This window comes from Thermosynechococcus sp. PKX95 (assembly GCF_031583295.1).
Taxonomy (GTDB): domain Bacteria; phylum Cyanobacteriota; class Cyanobacteriia; order Thermosynechococcales; family Thermosynechococcaceae; genus Thermosynechococcus.
Map to the genome: position 1 here is coordinate 104,965 of NZ_CP134171.1, position 17,114 is coordinate 122,078.

The 17,114-nt window shown below is 53.1% G+C and carries 15 protein-coding genes and 1 tRNA gene; 8 read left to right on the forward strand and 8 right to left on the reverse strand.

The genetic code is table 11. From position 1 onward, the window contains the following. Nucleotides 1-65: 65 nt before the first annotated feature. Nucleotides 66-386, reverse strand: a complete 321-nt coding sequence (locus RHH81_RS00495; RefSeq protein ID WP_206200606.1) for a hypothetical protein — start codon at nt 384-386, stop codon at nt 66-68. Continuing rightward, nucleotides 383-988 (reverse strand): sigma-70 family RNA polymerase sigma factor, encoded by a 606-nt coding sequence (locus RHH81_RS00500; protein WP_149817174.1) that lies wholly within the window; start codon nt 986-988, stop codon nt 383-385. Before RHH81_RS00500 ends, RHH81_RS00495 begins: the two co-directional genes overlap by 4 nt. A gap of 158 nt (nt 989-1,146) precedes the next feature. On the opposite strand from RHH81_RS00500, the gene RHH81_RS00505 reads away from it, so the two are divergent. The 3 genes from RHH81_RS00505 to RHH81_RS00515 all read left to right on the forward strand — a co-directional run bounded on the left by RHH81_RS00505 (nt 1,147) and on the right by RHH81_RS00515 (nt 3,411). Continuing rightward, nucleotides 1,147-1,806, forward strand: coding sequence for a MotA/TolQ/ExbB proton channel family protein (locus RHH81_RS00505; protein WP_206200607.1), 660 nt, complete (start codon nt 1,147-1,149; stop codon nt 1,804-1,806). Between the two features lie 105 nt (nt 1,807-1,911). Further along, entirely contained in the window at nt 1,912-2,313 is a 402-nt protein-coding gene (locus RHH81_RS00510; RefSeq protein ID WP_206200608.1) for a DUF3110 domain-containing protein, read from the forward strand. Then, on the forward strand, nt 2,314-3,411 hold the full coding sequence (locus RHH81_RS00515) for a glycosyltransferase family 2 protein (protein ID WP_206200609.1): 1,098 nt from the start codon (nt 2,314-2,316) through the stop codon (nt 3,409-3,411). Nucleotides 3,412-3,472: 61 nt separating this feature from the next. Here RHH81_RS00515 and RHH81_RS00520 read toward each other — a convergent pair whose 3' ends face one another. Continuing rightward, nucleotides 3,473-3,847, reverse strand: coding sequence for a DUF4278 domain-containing protein (locus RHH81_RS00520; protein WP_286626129.1), 375 nt, complete (start codon nt 3,845-3,847; stop codon nt 3,473-3,475). Nucleotides 3,848-4,020: 173 nt separating this feature from the next. Here RHH81_RS00520 and RHH81_RS00525 point away from each other — a divergent pair, with 173 nt between their 5' ends. After that, nucleotides 4,021-6,336, forward strand: a complete 2,316-nt coding sequence (locus tag RHH81_RS00525) for an ATP-dependent helicase (protein ID WP_310743196.1) — start codon at nt 4,021-4,023, stop codon at nt 6,334-6,336. On the opposite strand, the gene RHH81_RS00530 is transcribed toward RHH81_RS00525, so the two are convergent. Then, nucleotides 6,317-6,955: a hypothetical protein gene (locus tag RHH81_RS00530; protein ID WP_149817184.1), complete on the reverse strand. Its 639-nt coding sequence runs from the start codon at nt 6,953-6,955 to the stop codon at nt 6,317-6,319. The genes RHH81_RS00525 and RHH81_RS00530 overlap by 20 nt on opposite strands. A gap of 47 nt (nt 6,956-7,002) precedes the next feature. Further along, on the reverse strand, nt 7,003-7,695 hold the full coding sequence (locus RHH81_RS00535; protein WP_310743197.1) for an HAD family hydrolase: 693 nt from the start codon (nt 7,693-7,695) through the stop codon (nt 7,003-7,005). Between the two features lie 350 nt (nt 7,696-8,045). Here RHH81_RS00535 and RHH81_RS00540 point away from each other — a divergent pair, with 350 nt between their 5' ends. Both RHH81_RS00540 and RHH81_RS00545 read left to right on the forward strand, forming a co-directional pair. Further along, entirely contained in the window at nt 8,046-10,520 is a 2,475-nt protein-coding gene (locus RHH81_RS00540) for an ATP-dependent Clp protease ATP-binding subunit (protein ID WP_149817189.1), read from the forward strand. A gap of 14 nt (nt 10,521-10,534) precedes the next feature. Further along, complete coding sequence (locus RHH81_RS00545; RefSeq protein WP_206200613.1) at nt 10,535-12,256, forward strand: transglutaminase domain-containing protein; 1,722 nt, start codon at nt 10,535-10,537, stop codon at nt 12,254-12,256. Nucleotides 12,257-12,262: 6 nt separating this feature from the next. Here the strand turns inward: RHH81_RS00545 and RHH81_RS00550 are convergent, their stop codons facing one another. After that, complete coding sequence (locus tag RHH81_RS00550; RefSeq protein ID WP_206201713.1) at nt 12,263-12,418, reverse strand: hypothetical protein; 156 nt, start codon at nt 12,416-12,418, stop codon at nt 12,263-12,265. Nucleotides 12,419-12,428: 10 nt separating this feature from the next. Beyond that, nucleotides 12,429-14,240 (reverse strand): translation elongation factor 4, encoded by a 1,812-nt coding sequence (gene lepA / locus RHH81_RS00555; RefSeq protein WP_206200614.1) that lies wholly within the window; start codon nt 14,238-14,240, stop codon nt 12,429-12,431. 103 nt (nt 14,241-14,343) lie between these two features. On the opposite strand from lepA, the gene RHH81_RS00560 reads away from it, so the two are divergent. Both RHH81_RS00560 and RHH81_RS00565 read left to right on the forward strand, forming a co-directional pair. After that, nucleotides 14,344-14,417 (forward strand) — tRNA-Pro (locus RHH81_RS00560). Between the two features lie 87 nt (nt 14,418-14,504). Beyond that, on the forward strand, nt 14,505-15,866 hold the full coding sequence (locus tag RHH81_RS00565) for a TrkH family potassium uptake protein (RefSeq protein WP_315863395.1): 1,362 nt from the start codon (nt 14,505-14,507) through the stop codon (nt 15,864-15,866). Here RHH81_RS00565 and RHH81_RS00570 read toward each other — a convergent pair. After that, nucleotides 15,863-16,939, reverse strand: a complete 1,077-nt coding sequence (locus RHH81_RS00570; RefSeq protein ID WP_149817199.1) for an isocitrate/isopropylmalate dehydrogenase family protein — start codon at nt 16,937-16,939, stop codon at nt 15,863-15,865. The genes RHH81_RS00565 and RHH81_RS00570 overlap by 4 nt on opposite strands. Nucleotides 16,940-17,114 lie beyond the last annotated feature (175 nt).

Here is a 17,114-nt window from a genome sequence, read left to right on the forward strand (position 1 = left end):
GTTCTCCTTTGTCAAAACTTAACTTGTCAAAACTCAACAAAGAGTAAAAGTAGGGTGGACAGAATTTAGTCGAAGATGGCGGGTTCTGCGTCTTGAAACATTGCTTGCCAATTGGTGGTGATGAAGATAGCCACTGCATCCGGGGACGTCTGCTTTGCCACTTGAGTTGAGGGTTTGAGGAACCACACACTGGTGGCGGTGGCGATCACCCCAGCCCCCAAAAGAGACACGATTTGCCAGCGTCGCTTACTCAGTTGATGTTGATGCAGAGCCGCTTGGACAATGCGCTGCTCCAAATGGGGGTGGGGGGGCGGGGGCGTCCCCGCATAGGTTTGTAAAAATTTAACCAAGGGTGTATCCTCCACAGGTGGGGGTTCACGTTTCATAAAGTGATTCCAGCCTCCGTAAAGTAAGTCCGCAATGTGCCTCGGGCACGAAAGAGGCGGGATTTCACTGTACCCACGGGAATCCGCAGAATTTCAGCAATTTCTTTTTGGGGCAAGCCCTGCAGATCATGCAGGACCAAAACACTGCGGTACTCCAAGGGCAGTGTGGCTAAACCGCGCTGAACTAAATCTTCGTAATGCAATTGTCGTAGATCCAGTCCAGGAGTGAGCGGCTCACTTTGAGACAGGTATTGCTGATGTCGTGATTTGCGCGTTGCCAGTTGACGGCGATAGTCGCAAGCCACATTCCAGGCAATCCGATAGAGCCATGTTGAAAACTTTGCCTCATGTTTGAGACCCTTTAGCCCCTTCCATGCCCGCAAGAAAACCTCCTGCACTAAATCATCAAGGGCAACCGCACCGCACAACTGAAACAGGAGCGATCGCACCCGTTGCTGATGCCGTTGATAGAGTTCCCGAAACCCATTTGGATGTCCGGAAAGGCACTGCTCAATAATCCGCCGATCGGGATCGATCACTTGGGGTCGGGTCACGATAGCCGTTGATGCTGTTGCCGCTGATAGGGGTAAAGATACACTCATGCGAGGTATCACTCCATTAACGTAATTATCTATTTAGACGGGGCATCGAAAAGAGCGGTTCAAGACCCTTGGCACCACGGTTCGCTAGAATTTGGTAAACAATTGCGGCTACTGGCTGGACTATACTAAACGTCGGATGCTCTGACAGGGAACTGATCGTGAATATCGCTGAAATTTTTAACCGTGGTGGCTTGGCCATGTGGCCACTACTGATTCTCTCGATCTTGACCTTAGGCACCATTTTTGAGCGGCTTTGGTTTTGGAGCATTGTTCTCCGAGGAGAGACGAAACTGGCCGAGCAGATTCTGGATGCCGCTCGCCACGATTGGCAAGAAGCCATTGAATTAGCAGCCAATGCCTGTGACCAACCGATTGGTCGCTTCCTCTATACCCCTTTACAACTGATTGACACCAACCCAGAAATCTTTCGCCTAGCCCTAGAAGCTGCGGCTGATGAGGAGCTGAGTGCCATGCGGCGGGGAGAAAAGGTCTTGGAAGCAACGATTACGATGGCACCTCTACTGGGTTTGTTGGGAACGGTGTTAGGTCTGATTAGTGCCCTCAGTTCTATTCGCTTGGGGGATATTGGCACACCTGCAACCATGGGCGTGGGTCTCGGGATTAGTGAGGCCTTGATTAGTACCGCCTCTGGCCTAGTGGTGGCAATCATTGCCCTTGCCTTTCAGCGGCTCTTTCAAGCGTTTCTCTTGCAGCAGGCACAAATTTTTCGCCGCACCGGCAATGAATTAGAACTCACCTATCGCCAAGCATGGCTAGAGCAGCGGATCAAAGGGGAACCTGAAAAAACATTGTTCTAACTCAAGCTATTTTTGCCCCTTTGACAGTTCTGAAGGGGAAAATCCTACGGGTAGGGGGAACCAAAATCGTTATAATCGCTGTTGAGATTTCATTAGCGAGGCATCATGCGCGTTTACGTGTTGCTCTACAACCCGGGGACTGAAAATGAGGGCATTCACTCTCTGCAACTGGGCGATCGCAACCTGATTCTGATGTTTGAAAGCGAAGACGATGCCAGTCGCTATGCCATGCTTTTAGAGGCACAGGATTTTCATCCCCCCAGCGTTGTCCCCATTGATGCCAAGGAAATTGAAGAATTTTGCGAATCCTCAGGCTACACCTGTCACTTGGTTCCCGAAGGATTTGTGCCGACAAACGATGCTGAGCGTCTTTTCTTGGCACCCCCTGAACGCAATGTCGAAGAAACCGACTGGGAACTAGAAAATCGCGTGCCCCCCGCTGCTGAGAGTGAGTTCTCCGAAAGTGAACTGAATCAGTTGCGCCAACAACTTGAAAAGCTGCTGTAGATGGTGCGGGTCTGTGCCTGTCTAATTGTCAAAAATGAGGCAGCCCATTTGGCACGCTGTCTGGGCAGTGTCCAGCTTTGGGTAGATGAGATCGTTGTGGTAGATACTGGGTCAACGGATGAGACGATCGCGATCGCCCGCCAGTTTACAGAGCGCATTTTTACCTTCCCTTGGCAGGATGATTTTGCCGCTGCCCGCAATTACTCTCTAGAGCAGGCCACGGGCGATTGGATTTTGGTCATTGATGCTGATGAGGTGCTTGTGACCTTGCGGGAGCCGCCTGTGCCCCTCGGCCAACAACTGGAGGGCAGCACTTTCAGTGCTTATCAACTCCTACGACGGGAAATCGGCACGGGGCAGCAATTTTCTGACTTTGCCATTGTGCGACTCTTTCGCAACCTGCCGACGCTGCGCTATCAGGGACGCTTCCATGAGCAGTTGGTTTCGACAGCCGCAGAACCGCTGACCATTGGTACTCTGGAAACGCTGCGTATTGACCACTATGGCTATCAACCCGCACAAATTCAAGCCAAGATGCGCGATCGCAACATCCCGATTTTGGAACGCATCCGCGCTAGTGAAGGTCTGCCTTTGAATCTCCTCTTTGCCTTGGCGGATATGTACCACGCTGTGAATAACCCCACGGCTGCGGATGACTGCTACCAAGAACTTTTTGAGCGGCTCTTGCCCCATCTCCTCATCAGCCAACTGCCTGAGAATGCCCCTGGCGCCCTGCCCGAAATTCTGAATCAACTGGGGCGGCGTCTGCTGGCTATGGGGGATCACGAAACATTGCAACTCCTCTGTCAGCAAAGTCTGGTGTGGTTTCCCACCTATCCTCCCCTCAATGATTTGGCCGGGCGCTGGCTGATGGCTTTAGGATTCCCCTTGGGAGCAACGGCCTACTTTGAGTATTGCCTTGAACTGGGGCGCACCAATGGCTACAGCAAGCAGATGATTTTTCCCTTGGGCTATGTGCGGGAGATTGCAGCCGAACAACTAGGGCGTGCCTATGAAACCTTGGGCGATCGCGAGCGGGCGGCGGCGGCCTTTGCCCAAGCAACAGCTTTTCGCCAAGAAAGGGGCAATCACCAATAGAAAATAAAAAAAGTGCCGCTGTTAGCAACGGCACCGCAGTTTGGGTTTCGGTGATCCAACCTTAGGCAAATTGCTGCCACTCTTCTTCCAGCAGACTGATGAGATCTTCATTGCCCTGACTCCGAGCCACTTGCAGCCGCCGCTCAAGAGTTTTCAGAATTGCATGGCGATGGGCTTCGGCCAAGGAGTCACGCTTACGCTGGGGAAGTACTGAAGGGGCAGTACTCGTCGTCGGAGCGCTTGTGGTAACTGGTGTACCGTTCGTTTGGTAGGTCACCCCCCGCCAGCAGAGGACATGATTGGGTTGAGGAACCGGTTCAGCCGCTTTGTGCCCTACCCATTGCGCCCCCCGGTAGAGACCCTTGGCGCCCGATTCAACAAGGGGAATGTGCTGCTCAGAAGTTTCGTATTTAACGCCGCGATAAATTACTTGCATAATTAAATCAAGGCTTCTAGGTGAATACTATTGACTCGTTATCAAGCTTTAGGTGGTCTGCGTTAGGAAACAACTTGCTTTTAACTTTCTGTATTCTATTATACGATTTTTCGATCTTCATTGGGTAGAAGCCGGTTTTTTTAACAAATCTTTAGCCCTCCCACAGTCCTCCTATGAACGTGTTGTCACTCCCCGCCAATGCCAGTCACCTTCTAAGGACGTTGCGTCCGGGTCAACGGGAAATTAGTGAATGGCAAGGGGGTCTCTTGGCGGTATCGGCAGTGCCCGGAGCAGGCAAATCCCATGGCATGGCCGTAGGAGCCGCGATCGCCATCGCTCGCGAAAAACTCCATCAGCAGCGGCAACTGGTCGTAGTCACCTATAGTCGTTCGGCAGCGGCCAATATCAAGGTGCGGATTCGCCAGTACCTGCGGGAAATGGGCTTGCCCCGCAATGGTTTTAGTGTGCAGACGCTCCACAGTTTGGCCTTGAAAATTGCCACCAGTCACCCCACAGCGGGTCTGCGTTGGAGTGGCGAGAATTTAATGAGTGAGCATGAGCAGCGACGCCTGTGTGTTACCTGTGTTAAGGAATGGGCGCGATCGCACCCCGACATTCTCGAGCAACTGATCCAAGGCTGCGATACCAGTCCCCTGAGTGACGTTGAACACGATGGTCGCAGAAGTGCGCTTTTGACTGACATCTTGGTGAAGTTGGCACAAACCGTTATTAGCAGTGCCCGCAGTATGGCGTTGACGCCCCATGATCTGCGGCAGTTGTCCCAGCAGTTGCGCTCCCAAAGTGCAGCCGCAGCAGAACCCTACCCCTTTTTAGAAATTGGTGCCGACCTTTTGGAACTGTACCAGCACCATTTAGCGCAGCGAGAGCAAATTGACTATGATGAGATGATTTTGGCAGCGGTACAACTCCTAGAGGGCGATCGCCAGTGCCGCCAAGAATGGCAACAGCGGGTGTATGCCGTCTTTGAAGATGAGGCGCAGGACTCGACCCCCTTGCAATCGCGGTTACTGCGACTTCTCGCCGAGGACAACACCACAGGGCAAGTGAATTTTGTGCGGGTGGGGGATCCCAATCAAGCCATTAACTCCACATTTACGGCGGCAGACCCGCTCTTTTTCAATGAATTCTGTGACGAATGTGCCCGGCAGCAGGCCTTCTATAAAATGACCCAAGCGGGGCGATCCACTGAGTTGGTGATTCGAGCTGCTAACTATTTGGTGCGATGGGTCAATCGTGCGCTAAAGGATCAGGAACTCCCCTTTCGAGAGCAAGCCATTCAGCCCGTCTCGACGGATCCGCAACCGGGGGCGAACCCACCCCCCTGGGGAGAAGGGGTAGAAATTGCTCGACCAGCTACTATTTTCGAGACCGTGCGCGAGCTGGCAGCACGTATTTCTGAGGTTTTAGCAGAGTATCCTGAGGCCTCAATTGCGGTACTGGTGCGTACCAACCGCCAAGGGGAATTTGTCGCGGATCTGTTGCGATCGCCCGCTAGCTTCAGCATTAATACCGACCTTGCCGCTCAGGGGATTCCGATTCTCGATGTATCGGGCATTGAACGGCGATCGCAGGTGCCCAAGGAATTGCTGGACATTCTTTATTTTCTCCACTGTCCCTATTCTCCCGAAGCGGTCAAAGCAGCCCTGACTGTTCTTCAGGAGCGCAAACGCATTTCTGTCCAAAATTTGGATCGCTTAGCCGCCCAGCCAGAGGTGTTTCTCTACCCTGGTCCTTTAGACCCCCCTGCCGAGGAACCAGTACTCAAGGCACGGCACTACTGTCAACGTCTCCTCAAAGCCCGCCTAGAGCTATCTCTATTTCCTTTGATCACGTACTGCGCTCAGGAATTGGGCTATGATGCCGCTGAATTGGCCACCAGCGATCGCCTGATCTGCCACTTGGCACAGCAGGAACCAACGCAACTGTGGGAGCGTATCCATCCCCGTTGGCAGGAGTTGGTGGCAGCGGATCGCTTTGACGCTGTTGAGATGGAAGACCTCCATAGCCGCTTAGTGCGATCGGGGCAAGTGACGATTATGACGATGCATCGCGCCAAGGGTCTGGATTGGGATGCCGTTTTTGTTCCCTTTTTAGAGGCAAGAACCCTCCCCGGTGAGAGCTGGGTGGCGGCCAATGCCAAGTTCCTCAGTCCAGAGGTGGATTTTACGGATGTGGTGCGATCGCAACTGCGAGCCTATGGCCATCGGCAACCCCTTCCCAATTGGCAAACCGCCTATCAAAAAGCCACAGAGGCCAAAGTTGCCGAGGAATACCGCCTGCTTTACGTGGCCATGACCCGTGCTAAGCGTTTACTGTGGCTCGCCGCCGCTCACCAAGCCCCCTTTAACTGGCAGACCTTTGACTGGCGAGGGTTTTATCAACTGCAAGACAGTGACCCTTGTCCTTTCTTACCTGCCCTAGAGCAGAAGCTAAAGAAACATGCCAAGGCTACTCGCGGCGATCGCTAAGGCTATCACGCCCCGGCAAGCGTTCCATGGCTGCCAAGACGGCCCGTTCTGCTGCCAGAATATCCCGCTCCGCGCCCCCCAAAAAGAGTCGGCCAAAGCTGCCCACGGCTGAAATCTGCAAGATATTAATGAGTGCTGCCTTTTCCGCTTCATTGGCGGCCAGTGCGGCATAGGCGGCAGGTTCCACTTCAAACACATAGAGGGTTTGCCCCGCCAAAATCATATTGCCCCGCCGCGAACGGTTAATTAGTTGGGTGTGGTGGGCATCAATATTGCGAATGACTTGACTCGAAATCACCCGTGGCCGCAAGCAATCCTGTACCCGAGCGCCAATGGCATCTAAAATTGCTTGCCCTGCTGCGCGTACTTCCCCCTGATTGCCCGAATGCACCTCCAATAGTCCGTAGAGTCGCTCGATAAACAAAACTCCCGGCCGCACCACCGCAGACTTCAAGGCAATATCCAAAAGGCGATTGACATCAATCCCCGGTGAAATCTCCACCCAGAGGGAGCAATCCCCCGGCAAAGGCAAAAACCCTTGAGCCACGGTTCCCAAGTAGGCCGCGTGTTGCGGTTGAATCGAGTCGAGATAGACATAACTGCGCAGATCAACGCCCAAGGTGGTGGATTCCTAACGCGCCAGTACCCATGATCGCCGAAAATGCCCTAGGACAATAGCCATTGCAGGCGTGGATCCGTAAAGTCCTCAATGCAGACCTCTGCTCCTGCGGCTTGCAGTGCCGTTTCCGATTGCGTTGTTAACACTCCCCAGCAGAGCATCCCTGCCCGCACCGCTGCCATCACCCCTGCCACGGCATCCTCAAAGACAAGACAATGCTGCGGCAACACCTGCAACCGCTCCGCCACTAGGAGATAGCATTCTGGATCGGGCTTGCCCCGCTGCACATCCTGCTCCATCACCACCGTATCGAAAAAGTTGCCCACCCCCTCGCAGGAGAGCACCAATTCCACATTGGCAGCACAGGCCGAGGTGCCTAAGCCCAAGCGATAGCCTTTTTCTTTAGCACTTTTGAGAAAGGGCAACAGCCCCGGCAACAGTTCCAAATGGGGTGCCAAGAGTTCGCGAAACACTGCCTCTTTGCCGGCGCCCCAGCGTTCGACTTCTGCTTCAGTGACCGATCGCCCCAGGAGTTCTGGCAGGAGTTCGGCATTGCGTTTACCCCCCATTTGCCGCAACTGTTCCAAATTGATCTGCTGCCGCAGTTCAGGGGTGCGATCGACATAGACCCGCCAAGCTTCAAGGTGGTAGGGCATAGTATGGCAGATGACCCCATCCATATCAAAAATCAGGGCACGCTGCGAGGGTTCAACGGCAAGAAACTGGGAAAAATTAGCCATTGGCGAAAAATTTGGGCATCAGCAAGTGTAGTCTATCGTCTTTTGAGACTAAAGAGGCTGGCCAATCGATCAATCGAATTTTGCTGCAGGCTAGTCCCCAAAATCTCAATTAAAATACGGGCAACCACACCTGCAAAAAAATGAGTCAACATCTACAGTAGGAGTACAGCCCTTTATCTAAGCTATAGGGTACGTCAAGGGACGTTGATCCTGTTTAAGAGTGGATTTGACGGTTCTGGGTCTGTTCCATCTTTTGGGAAGAGGGCTGTAAATTGGCATACAAAAACACGCCAAAGTGGACGTGTTAAGATGAGTGTTACCAGCACGCAGGAGCCATTAGGGGAAGGGTCATGTTTGAACGGTTTACAGAAAAAGCCATTAAAGTCATCATGCTGGCACAGGAAGAGGCTCGCCGCCTCGGCCACAACTTTGTCGGTACCGAACAAATTCTCCTCGGATTGATTGGTGAAGGCACCGGTGTGGCTGCGAAGGTGCTACGTTCCATGGGGGTGAACCTCAAGGATGCCCGCATCGAAGTGGAAAAAATTATTGGCCGTGGGTCTGGTTTTGTGGCGGTGGAGATTCCCTTTACCCCCCGTGCCAAGCGAGTGTTGGAACTCTCCCTCGAAGAAGCCCGCCAACTGGGACACAACTATATTGGTACTGAGCACCTTCTTTTAGGTCTGATTCGCGAAGGGGAAGGGGTAGCAGCACGGGTCCTTGAAAATCTCGGCGTTGACCTGTCGAAAGTGCGCACCCAAGTGATTCGCATGCTGGGTGAAACCGCAGAAGTGGCTGCCGGTGCCAGCCAAGGGCGTACCAAAACACCGACGCTGGACGAATTTGGTGCCAACCTCACCCAGATGGCCATTGATGGCAAGCTAGATCCCGTGGTGGGTCGGCAAAAAGAAATTGAGCGGGTGATTCAAATCCTTGGCCGCCGCACCAAAAATAATCCTGTGCTGATCGGTGAACCGGGGGTAGGTAAAACCGCTATTGCTGAAGGCCTTGCCCAACGCATTGCCAATAAAGATGTCCCCGATATTCTGGAAGACAAGCGGGTGGTCACCCTCGATATTGGCCTGTTGGTGGCGGGCACGAAGTACCGCGGTGAGTTTGAAGAGCGGCTGAAGAAGATCATGGATGAGATCCGCCAAGCCGGTAACGTGATCTTGGTGATTGACGAGGTACACACGTTGATTGGGGCTGGGGCCGCTGAGGGTGCCATTGATGCGGCGAATATCCTCAAACCCGCCCTAGCTCGTGGTGAGTTGCAGTGCATTGGTGCCACCACGTTGGATGAGTACCGCAAACACATTGAGCGGGATGCTGCCTTGGAGCGCCGCTTCCAACCGGTGATGGTGGGTGAACCCTCCGTTGAGGAAACCATTGAGATCCTCTACGGCCTGCGGGAACGCTACGAGAAGCACCACAAGCTGAAAATTTCCGATGAAGCCCTTGAGGCGGCAGCGAAGCTGTCTGATCGCTACATTAGCGATCGCTACCTGCCCGACAAAGCCATTGACCTCATTGACGAAGCTGGCTCACGGGTGCGCCTGATTAACTCGCAACTACCGCCTGCGGCCAAGGAACTGGATCGCGAATTGCGGCAAGTGCTCAAAGAAAAAGACGATGCCGTGCGTGCCCAAAACTTTGACAAAGCGGGTGAATTGCGCGATCGCGAGATGGAACTGAAAGCGCAAATCCGTGCCATTGCCCAGCAGAAAAAATCCGAAAGCGCCAATGGTGAAGAGGAAACCCCCGTCGTTACCGAAGAGGACATTGCCCACATTGTTGCCTCTTGGACAGGTGTGCCTGTCAGCAAGCTCACCGAAAGCGAATCGGAAAAACTGCTGCACATGGAGGAGACCCTGCACCAGCGGGTCATTGGCCAAGATGAAGCGGTGAAAGCCATCTCCCGTGCCATTCGCCGTGCCCGTGTCGGTCTAAAAAATCCCAACCGTCCCATTGCTAGCTTTATCTTCTCTGGGCCAACCGGTGTGGGTAAAACCGAGCTAACGAAAGCCTTGGCCGCCTACTTCTTTGGTTCTGAAGAGGCGATGATCCGCTTGGATATGTCCGAGTACATGGAGCGGCATACCGTCTCCAAGCTCATTGGTTCGCCCCCCGGCTATGTCGGCTACAACGAGGGCGGTCAACTGACCGAAGCCGTGCGGCGGCGTCCCTACACGGTGGTGCTCTTTGACGAAATCGAGAAAGCCCATCCCGATGTCTTTAACCTGCTGCTGCAAATCCTTGAGGATGGTCGCCTCACTGACTCTAAGGGGCGTACCGTTGACTTCAAGAACACCCTCTTGATCATGACCTCGAACATTGGCTCGAAGGTGATTGAGAAAGGCGCTGGCGGTCTTGGCTTTGAGTTTGGCACTGAGGATGCTGCTGAATCGCAATACAATCGCATTCGCTCCTTGGTGAATGAGGAACTGAAGCAGTACTTCCGTCCAGAGTTCCTCAACCGCGTGGATGAGATTATTGTCTTCCGCCAGCTGACCAAAGACGAGGTCAAGCAAATTGCTGACATCCTCTTGAAGGAGGTCTTCTCACGCCTGACCGAGAAAGGAATCACCCTAGAAGTGACGGATCGCTTCAAGGAGCGACTCATTGAAGAAGGCTACAATCCCAGCTACGGTGCGCGACCCCTGCGGCGGGCCATTATGCGCCTCTTAGAGGACACCTTGGCTGAGGAAATGCTCTCTGGCCGTATTCGTGAAGGGGATACTGCCCTCATTGATGTGGATGAATCAGGTCAAGTGAAGATCCAAGCTCAACCTCGGCGTGAGCTACTGCCCCAAGCGGTTGAGTAGGGTATTGACTTCCTATGCCAGACACACCGCAAGAGGTTTATGGGGACTCCCTCAGCTCCCGAGCGCTGGATCACGACTGGCGCACCATTTATCCCTTGGGTGCTTACCAAATCCACGGTCTGGCATGGGTCGATCCCCAAGCCCTGTGGCTACGTCAATTGCCCCGTTTGCCCTTTTGCCAAGCAACCCTTGGCGCCAGTTTTTTGGCCTTGGACCGGGTACGGGGCTTTATTTTGCTCATCAATGGCGAAAATGACCACAGTGAGATTCTCAATCCCTACGATCTAGAGGCATTTCTCGATGCCGATGGCCTCTGTCTCCATCGCGAAACCCTCTGGTTTTGCCGGGACACATGGCTCTATCGCTGTCATCTGCCTGACTGGCATGTAGAAAAGGTGTTGGCGTGCCGCTATCCCATTTACGGTGTGGCGGTGGATGACACAGGCATCTATGTGGCCTGTCAAAAATCGGGTTACATTCACTGTTTTGACGAGACGGGTCGAGAGCAGTATCGCCTCAGTGCGCCGGGCATTGGCTGTGAAAATTTAGCCCTTAAGGATGGCTATCTGTGGGTGAGCGATCGCTTAGAGCAATCCATCTATTGTCTCGATCGCCAGAGTGGCCGTGTTGAATGGGTGGCCTTGACTCCCTTTGCCCAGCCAACAGCGTTTACCTTTGATGCGACGGGGCGACTGTGGGTGGCCTATGGCGGCGAAGAACCCTATTTGCGGGATAACCCCAACAACCGCGAAGCCCCCCTCGAAATTGATCATCGCGATATTTGCCTGATTCATCCTCTGCTCTATCAGACCCACAAAGAGCAGCATTACACGGTCTCCAATGGCTATCTGATTGAGATGGCCTACGTGGAGGAAATGTCTCCCCTTGAGGCGCTGCACCTAGATAACCTAGAGTGGCGAATTGCTCTGCCCGCCAATTCCCTGCGCCAAAAATTGCTGCGGGTTGAACCCGTCGGTACCCCCTTTCACTTGGAAACCGTGGGTGATCAGCAGGTGGCGGTGTTTGATTTTCCTGAAGTGCGTCCCTACGAAGCCCGTCTTTTTGGTTGGCGTGCTTGGCTAGAAGTGAGAGGTATCAAGTACCATCTCAGCTTTGACGACATTGATGAGACGCTACCGCTGCCACCAGAATTTGCAGCACAGTATCTAGTGGATAACGATGAGTTGGCGATGGATCAACCCATTGTCCAAGAGGCGGCACGGCAAGCTGTGGGCACAGAGACCAATATCCTGCGTAAGATGCTCAAGATTCGTAACTATGTGTACGATCGCCTGAGCTATGCCATGCGACCCACGATTGAAACCCCCGATTTGGTTTTGAAACGGGGAACGGGGTCCTGTGGTGAGTACGTGGGGGTGCTCCTTGCCTTGGCGCGATTAAATGGCATTGCCTGCCGTACGGTGGGTCGCTACAAATGTCCCCCCCATCCCCAAAAGCGGGGTATTCCCCTCCAACCCACCTATAACCACGTTTGGTTGGAGTTTTATGTGCCGGGGGTTGGCTGGTTGCCCATGGAGTCCAATCCCGATGATGTCGTAGAGCGCGGCCCTTATCCAACGCGGTTCTTTATGGCACTGCCTTGGTACCACGTGGAAGCGGGTAAAGGGATTCGCTTTGAGAGCATGAATTATCGCGATCGCGGGCTACGCCTTGGAGATTTAGCCCTCAATCATGTGCGCTTTACCATTCATAGTGAGCTGCCCCCAATTGCCTAAACAGTTCTAAGACAGGAGCACTCGCAGTAATCCCAAAGGAGCCGGCTGCCAATCGCCGCGCCAATCCAAAAGCTGTACTAACACCAAGTAGCCAATTCCCAATAACAGGGAAATGACACCGGTGACGATCGCCACCCATTTGCCCGATGACCGTTGAGACACCCTGAGCCTCCTATTCATTCTTGAGTCGCAATACCGCCATAAAGGCCTCTTGGGGGACATCCACCCGCCCGATCGCCTTCATCCGTTTTTTACCCGCTTTTTGTTTTTCGAGGAGCTTGCGTTTACGGGTCACATCGCCGCCGTAGCACTTGGCCAAGACATCTTTGCGTAAGGCGGGAATACTTTCACTGGCAATCACCCGTGAGCCAATGGCCGCTTGAATGGGAATTTTGAACTGGTGGCGTGGGATCAAATCCTTGAGTTTGCTGACAAGGGCACGTCCCACATAGTAGGCCTTATCGCGGTGAACAATCGCTGCCAAGGAATCCACTGGGTCGTTATTGATCAGGATATCCAGTTTCACCAGATCATTAGGACGGTAGCCAATCAGGTGGTATTCCATACTGGCATAGCCCCGCGATCGCGACTTCATTTCATCGAAAAAGTCCGTCACAATTTCCGCCAAGGGCATTTCATAGACCAATGTGGTGCGCCCTTGGGTGAGGTAGCGCATATCCTTAAAGATGCCCCGCCGCGACTGCGCCAATTCCATCAGCGTTCCCACATAGATTTCGGGGGTAATCATTTCCAGTTGAACGTAGGGTTCCTCAATTTTTTCGCGGTATTGGGGTTCCGGTAGCAGGCTGGGGTTATCAATCGTCAGCACCTCCCCTTTCACCGTGGTCACGCGATAGACCACCGAAGGGGCAGTAATGATTAAGTCCAGATTGTATTCCCGCTCTAGCCGCTCTTGGATAATTTCCATGTGCAGCAGCCCCAAAAAGCCACAGCGGAACCCAAAGCCCATGGCACTGGAGGTTTCCGGCTCGTAGTGGAGCGAAGCATCGTTGAGCTTCAATTTTTCAAGGGCTTCCCGCAGATCCTCAAACTGATCGGCATCGGTGGGAAAAAGACCACAAAAGACCATCGGTTTGGCCTCGGTGTAACCCGGAAGAGGTTCCTTGGCTGGGTTTTGTGCCAATGTAATCGTGTCGCCGACACGGGCATCGCCAACGGCTTTAATGGCGGCTGCGAGGTAGCCCACTTCCCCGGCATGGAGACTGTCCACGGGTTTTTGGTTGGGGGCGAGGACGCCGAGTTCATCAATTTCGTATTCTTTGCCAGAGGCCATCAAGCGAATGCGATCGCCCTTGCGAACCACACCATCCATGACCCGAAAATAGACAATCACCCCTCGGTAGGCATCGTAGTAGCTATCAAAAATCAATGCCCGCAGGGGTTGATCTACCGTATCCCGAGGCGGCGGCACCAAATGCACAATCGATTCCAGAATTTCCTCAATGCCAATCCCTTCCTTGGCGGACGCTAGAACCGCTTGGGAGCAATCGAGACCAATAATCTCTTCGATTTCGGCCTTGACGCGATCGGGTTCAGCACCGGGTAGGTCAATTTTGTTGAGGACCGGAATAATCTCTAAATTATGCTCCAATGCCAGATAGACATTGGCCAGTGTTTGCGCTTCTACCCCTTGGGAGGCATCCACAACGAGGAGTGCCCCTTCACAGGCAGCCAGCGATCGCGACACCTCATAGGAAAAATCCACGTGGCCGGGGGTGTCAATCAAATTCAAAATATACGTTTCGCCATCGCGACTGGTGTAGGTCATGCGGGCAGCTTGCAGCTTAATCGTAATTCCCCGCTCCCGCTCCAGCTCCATATTGTCAAGAAACTGTTCCTTCATTTCACGGGGATCCACCGTGCCTGTAAATTGCAGCAGGCGATCGGCAAGGGTCGATTTGCCGTGATCAATGTGGGCAATGATCGAGAAATTGCGAATGTGGGAAACGGGGACGTCGGTCATACCAGCGAGGACAACCTTAACAAAATGAAAAACTCCTTTCTTGATTCTAAGCGTCCCTGTCCGATTGTGCTGAGAATTCGGTGGTAGGATAGAAATTAACTGCCGGGATGTAGCGCAGCTTGGTAGCGCATCTGCTTTGGGAGCAGAGGGTCGCAGGTTCAAATCCTGTCATCCCGATTCGGAACCGTAAACCTAGAACGATTGTTGCCCATACAATCCTGCGGTAGATTAGCCTCAGGCCTTTTGGATACGTATTCATTGATGCTGACGGTTCCACGGACAATTTGCCTTGGATTTTTGGCGGTGATTACGCTGGGGACGCTGCTGTTGTGGCTGCCTTGGTCCACTAGTCATGGGGAATGGAACCCCTTTATCGTTGCGCTATTTACCGCAACATCGGCCGTTTGTGTGACCGGCCACATTATTGTCGATACGGGAACCCACTTTTCTCCCTTTGGTCAACTGGTGATTCTGCTGTTGATCCAGGTGGGTGGTCTGGGGTACATGACGGCGACCACCTTTTTGATTATTTTGCTGGGACGCAAGTTTAACCTGCGGCAGAAGATAGCGGTACAGCAAGCCTTGGATCGGCGGGGCATGCAGGGGGCACGGCAATTGGTGCGCTCGATTTTGGGTCTCACGTTTCTCTTTGAACTGACGGGTGCCTTGTTGCTGTGGCTGATTTTTCGCCAAGACGTTAGTGATCCACAGGCACTGTGGCTGGCGGTGTTTCACAGTATCAGTGCTTGGAATAATGCCGGGTTTAGTCTGTTTAGTGACAGCTTGATGGGGTATCAAACCTCTGTGCCCCTGAATTTCGTGATTTCACTGCTGATTATTTTTGGCGGCATTGGCTATGAGGTGATCTTTGAATTTTATCTTTGGCTGCGGGAGCATCTGCGCCACTGGGGTAAACCCGCCTATCTAATCCGCAAGGCGAGCCAGATGACGTTTAGCCTCAATTTCAAAATTGTGACGAGTACAACGGCGATTCTCCTCATCTTGGGAACGGCGATGCTGTTTGCGACGGAGATGCGATCGCCAGAACGATTTGGTCTTTTTTCCTTTGATCAGAAGCTCCTCTTGGCCTGGTTTCAGTCGGTGACAGCGCGGACGGCGGGCTTTAATACCGTCAACATTGGTGAATTCAATAATGGCGGGCTATTTATTATGATTGCCCTGATGTTTATTGGTGGTAGCCCCGGTGGCACGGCAGGGGGCATTAAAACAACCACGTTGCGGATTTTGGCAGGGATTACCAAGTCAGCTCTGCAAGGGAAAGAGGTGGTGCTGCTCTACCGCCGTCAGGTGCCCCCCTCGCTGATCATGAAAGCGGTCGCTGTTGCCTTTGGCTCAATGTTTACGGTGCTGGTTTCCACTACCCTCATCGCGATCGCTGACCCCGAAGAGAATTTCATTAACATTCTCTTTGAAACCGTTTCCGCCTTTGCCACCGTTGGTCTCTCCACCGGTATTACCAGTGGGCTAACCGCCTTTTCCAAGTTGATCTTGATTGTAACGATGTATGCCGGACGGGTAGGTATCCTGCTGCTGATGGCGGCAATTATCGGTGACCCCCAGCCTTCTAGTGTCCAATATCCTGAGGAGAACCTGCTGGTGGGTTAGGGGGCGGCATACTCGGCAATGGCGGCAGCCATCTCTTGGGTACCCACGGGTTCTTTGCCCGGCGCAGCCAAATCATAGGTGACAAAGCGCCCCTCAGCAATGACTTTTTCCACAGCTGCCTGAAGACGCCGTGCCGCTTCCATTTCACCCAAGTGTTGCAACATCAACACACCAGAGAGAATCAATGCCGTAGGATTGGCTTTATTTTGGCCGGCATATTTAGGTGCTGAACCATGAATCGCCTCAAAAACGGCATATTCATCGCCAATGTTTGCCCCCGGTGCCACTCCTAGACCCCCAATCATCCCGGCACAAAGGTCGGAAAGAATATCACCGTAGAGGTTGGGCATCACCATCACATCATAAAGTTCGGGCTTCTGCATCAACTGCATGCACATGTTATCGACGATGCGATCTTCAAAGGCAATGTCGGGGTAACGGGTAGCAATTTCGCGGGCACGTTCAAGGAAGAGGCCATCGGTAAATTTCATGATGTTGGCTTTGTGAACGGCGGTCACTTTCTGGCGATGGTTGGCCTTGGCATATTTGAAGGCAAACTCAATGATGCGATCGCTCCCCAGCACAGAAATCGGCTTGACACCAATGGCAGCATCCTCACGGATCGGCTTACCCGCTAGATCACTCAAAAAGGCACGGGCTTTGGCCGCCTCGGGACTGGTGTATTCAAACTCAATCCCGGCGTAGAGGTCTTCGGTATTCTCGCGAACAATGACAAGGTCAATGTTTTGAAAATAGCTTTTCACCCCAACAATGGATTTAGCCGGCCGTAGGTTCGCATAGAGATTGAGCCGCTTGCGGATCTCGACATTCACAGAACGAAAGCCGGTACCCACGGGGGTGGTAATCGGCCCTTTGATGGCAGTTTTCGTGCTTTTGATGGCATCGAGAACGTGTTCGGGCAAGGGGGTACCATAGCGTTCCATCATGTCCACGCCGGCATCCACCACCACCCAATCAATTTTGACGCCCGTAGCATCAATGGCCGTGCGAGTGGCAGCGGCAACCTCAGGACCAATACCGTCGCCGCGAATTAAGGTAACAGCGTGGGACACGAGTTCTCTCTCCCTATGCAGAACTGAAAGACAAAGGTATTAGGAGGGTATGATGCCGCTAAATGAGCTTCACCGTACGTAGCGTGTGAAACAAAATTGTCGCCAAGGCGATCGCGCCTGCAACAATGACAAAGTACAAAACAATTCCCATCATGTTTCTCCTCAACAGGTAGTG

Excerpts from the sequence above, each read along its gene's own strand:
- RHH81_RS00510 (WP_206200608.1), top strand. The coding sequence starts at position 1,912 with ATGCGCGTTTACGTGTTGCTCTACAACCCGGGGACTGAAAATGAGGGC.
- RHH81_RS00520 (WP_286626129.1), bottom strand. The coding sequence starts at position 3,847 with ATGCAAGTAATTTATCGCGGCGTTAAATACGAAACTTCTGAGCAGCAC.
- lepA (WP_206200614.1), bottom strand. The coding sequence starts at position 14,240 with ATGACCGACGTCCCCGTTTCCCACATTCGCAATTTCTCGATCATTGCC.
- RHH81_RS00540 (WP_149817189.1), top strand. The coding sequence starts at position 8,046 with ATGTTTGAACGGTTTACAGAAAAAGCCATTAAAGTCATCATGCTGGCA.
- RHH81_RS00535 (WP_310743197.1), bottom strand. The coding sequence starts at position 7,695 with ATGGCTAATTTTTCCCAGTTTCTTGCCGTTGAACCCTCGCAGCGTGCC.
- RHH81_RS00545 (WP_206200613.1), top strand. The coding sequence starts at position 10,535 with ATGCCAGACACACCGCAAGAGGTTTATGGGGACTCCCTCAGCTCCCGA.
- RHH81_RS00525 (WP_310743196.1), top strand. The coding sequence starts at position 4,021 with ATGAACGTGTTGTCACTCCCCGCCAATGCCAGTCACCTTCTAAGGACG.
- RHH81_RS00495 (WP_206200606.1), bottom strand. The coding sequence starts at position 386 with ATGAAACGTGAACCCCCACCTGTGGAGGATACACCCTTGGTTAAATTT.
- RHH81_RS00515 (WP_206200609.1), top strand. The coding sequence starts at position 2,314 with ATGGTGCGGGTCTGTGCCTGTCTAATTGTCAAAAATGAGGCAGCCCAT.
- RHH81_RS00500 (WP_149817174.1), bottom strand. The coding sequence starts at position 988 with ATGAGTGTATCTTTACCCCTATCAGCGGCAACAGCATCAACGGCTATC.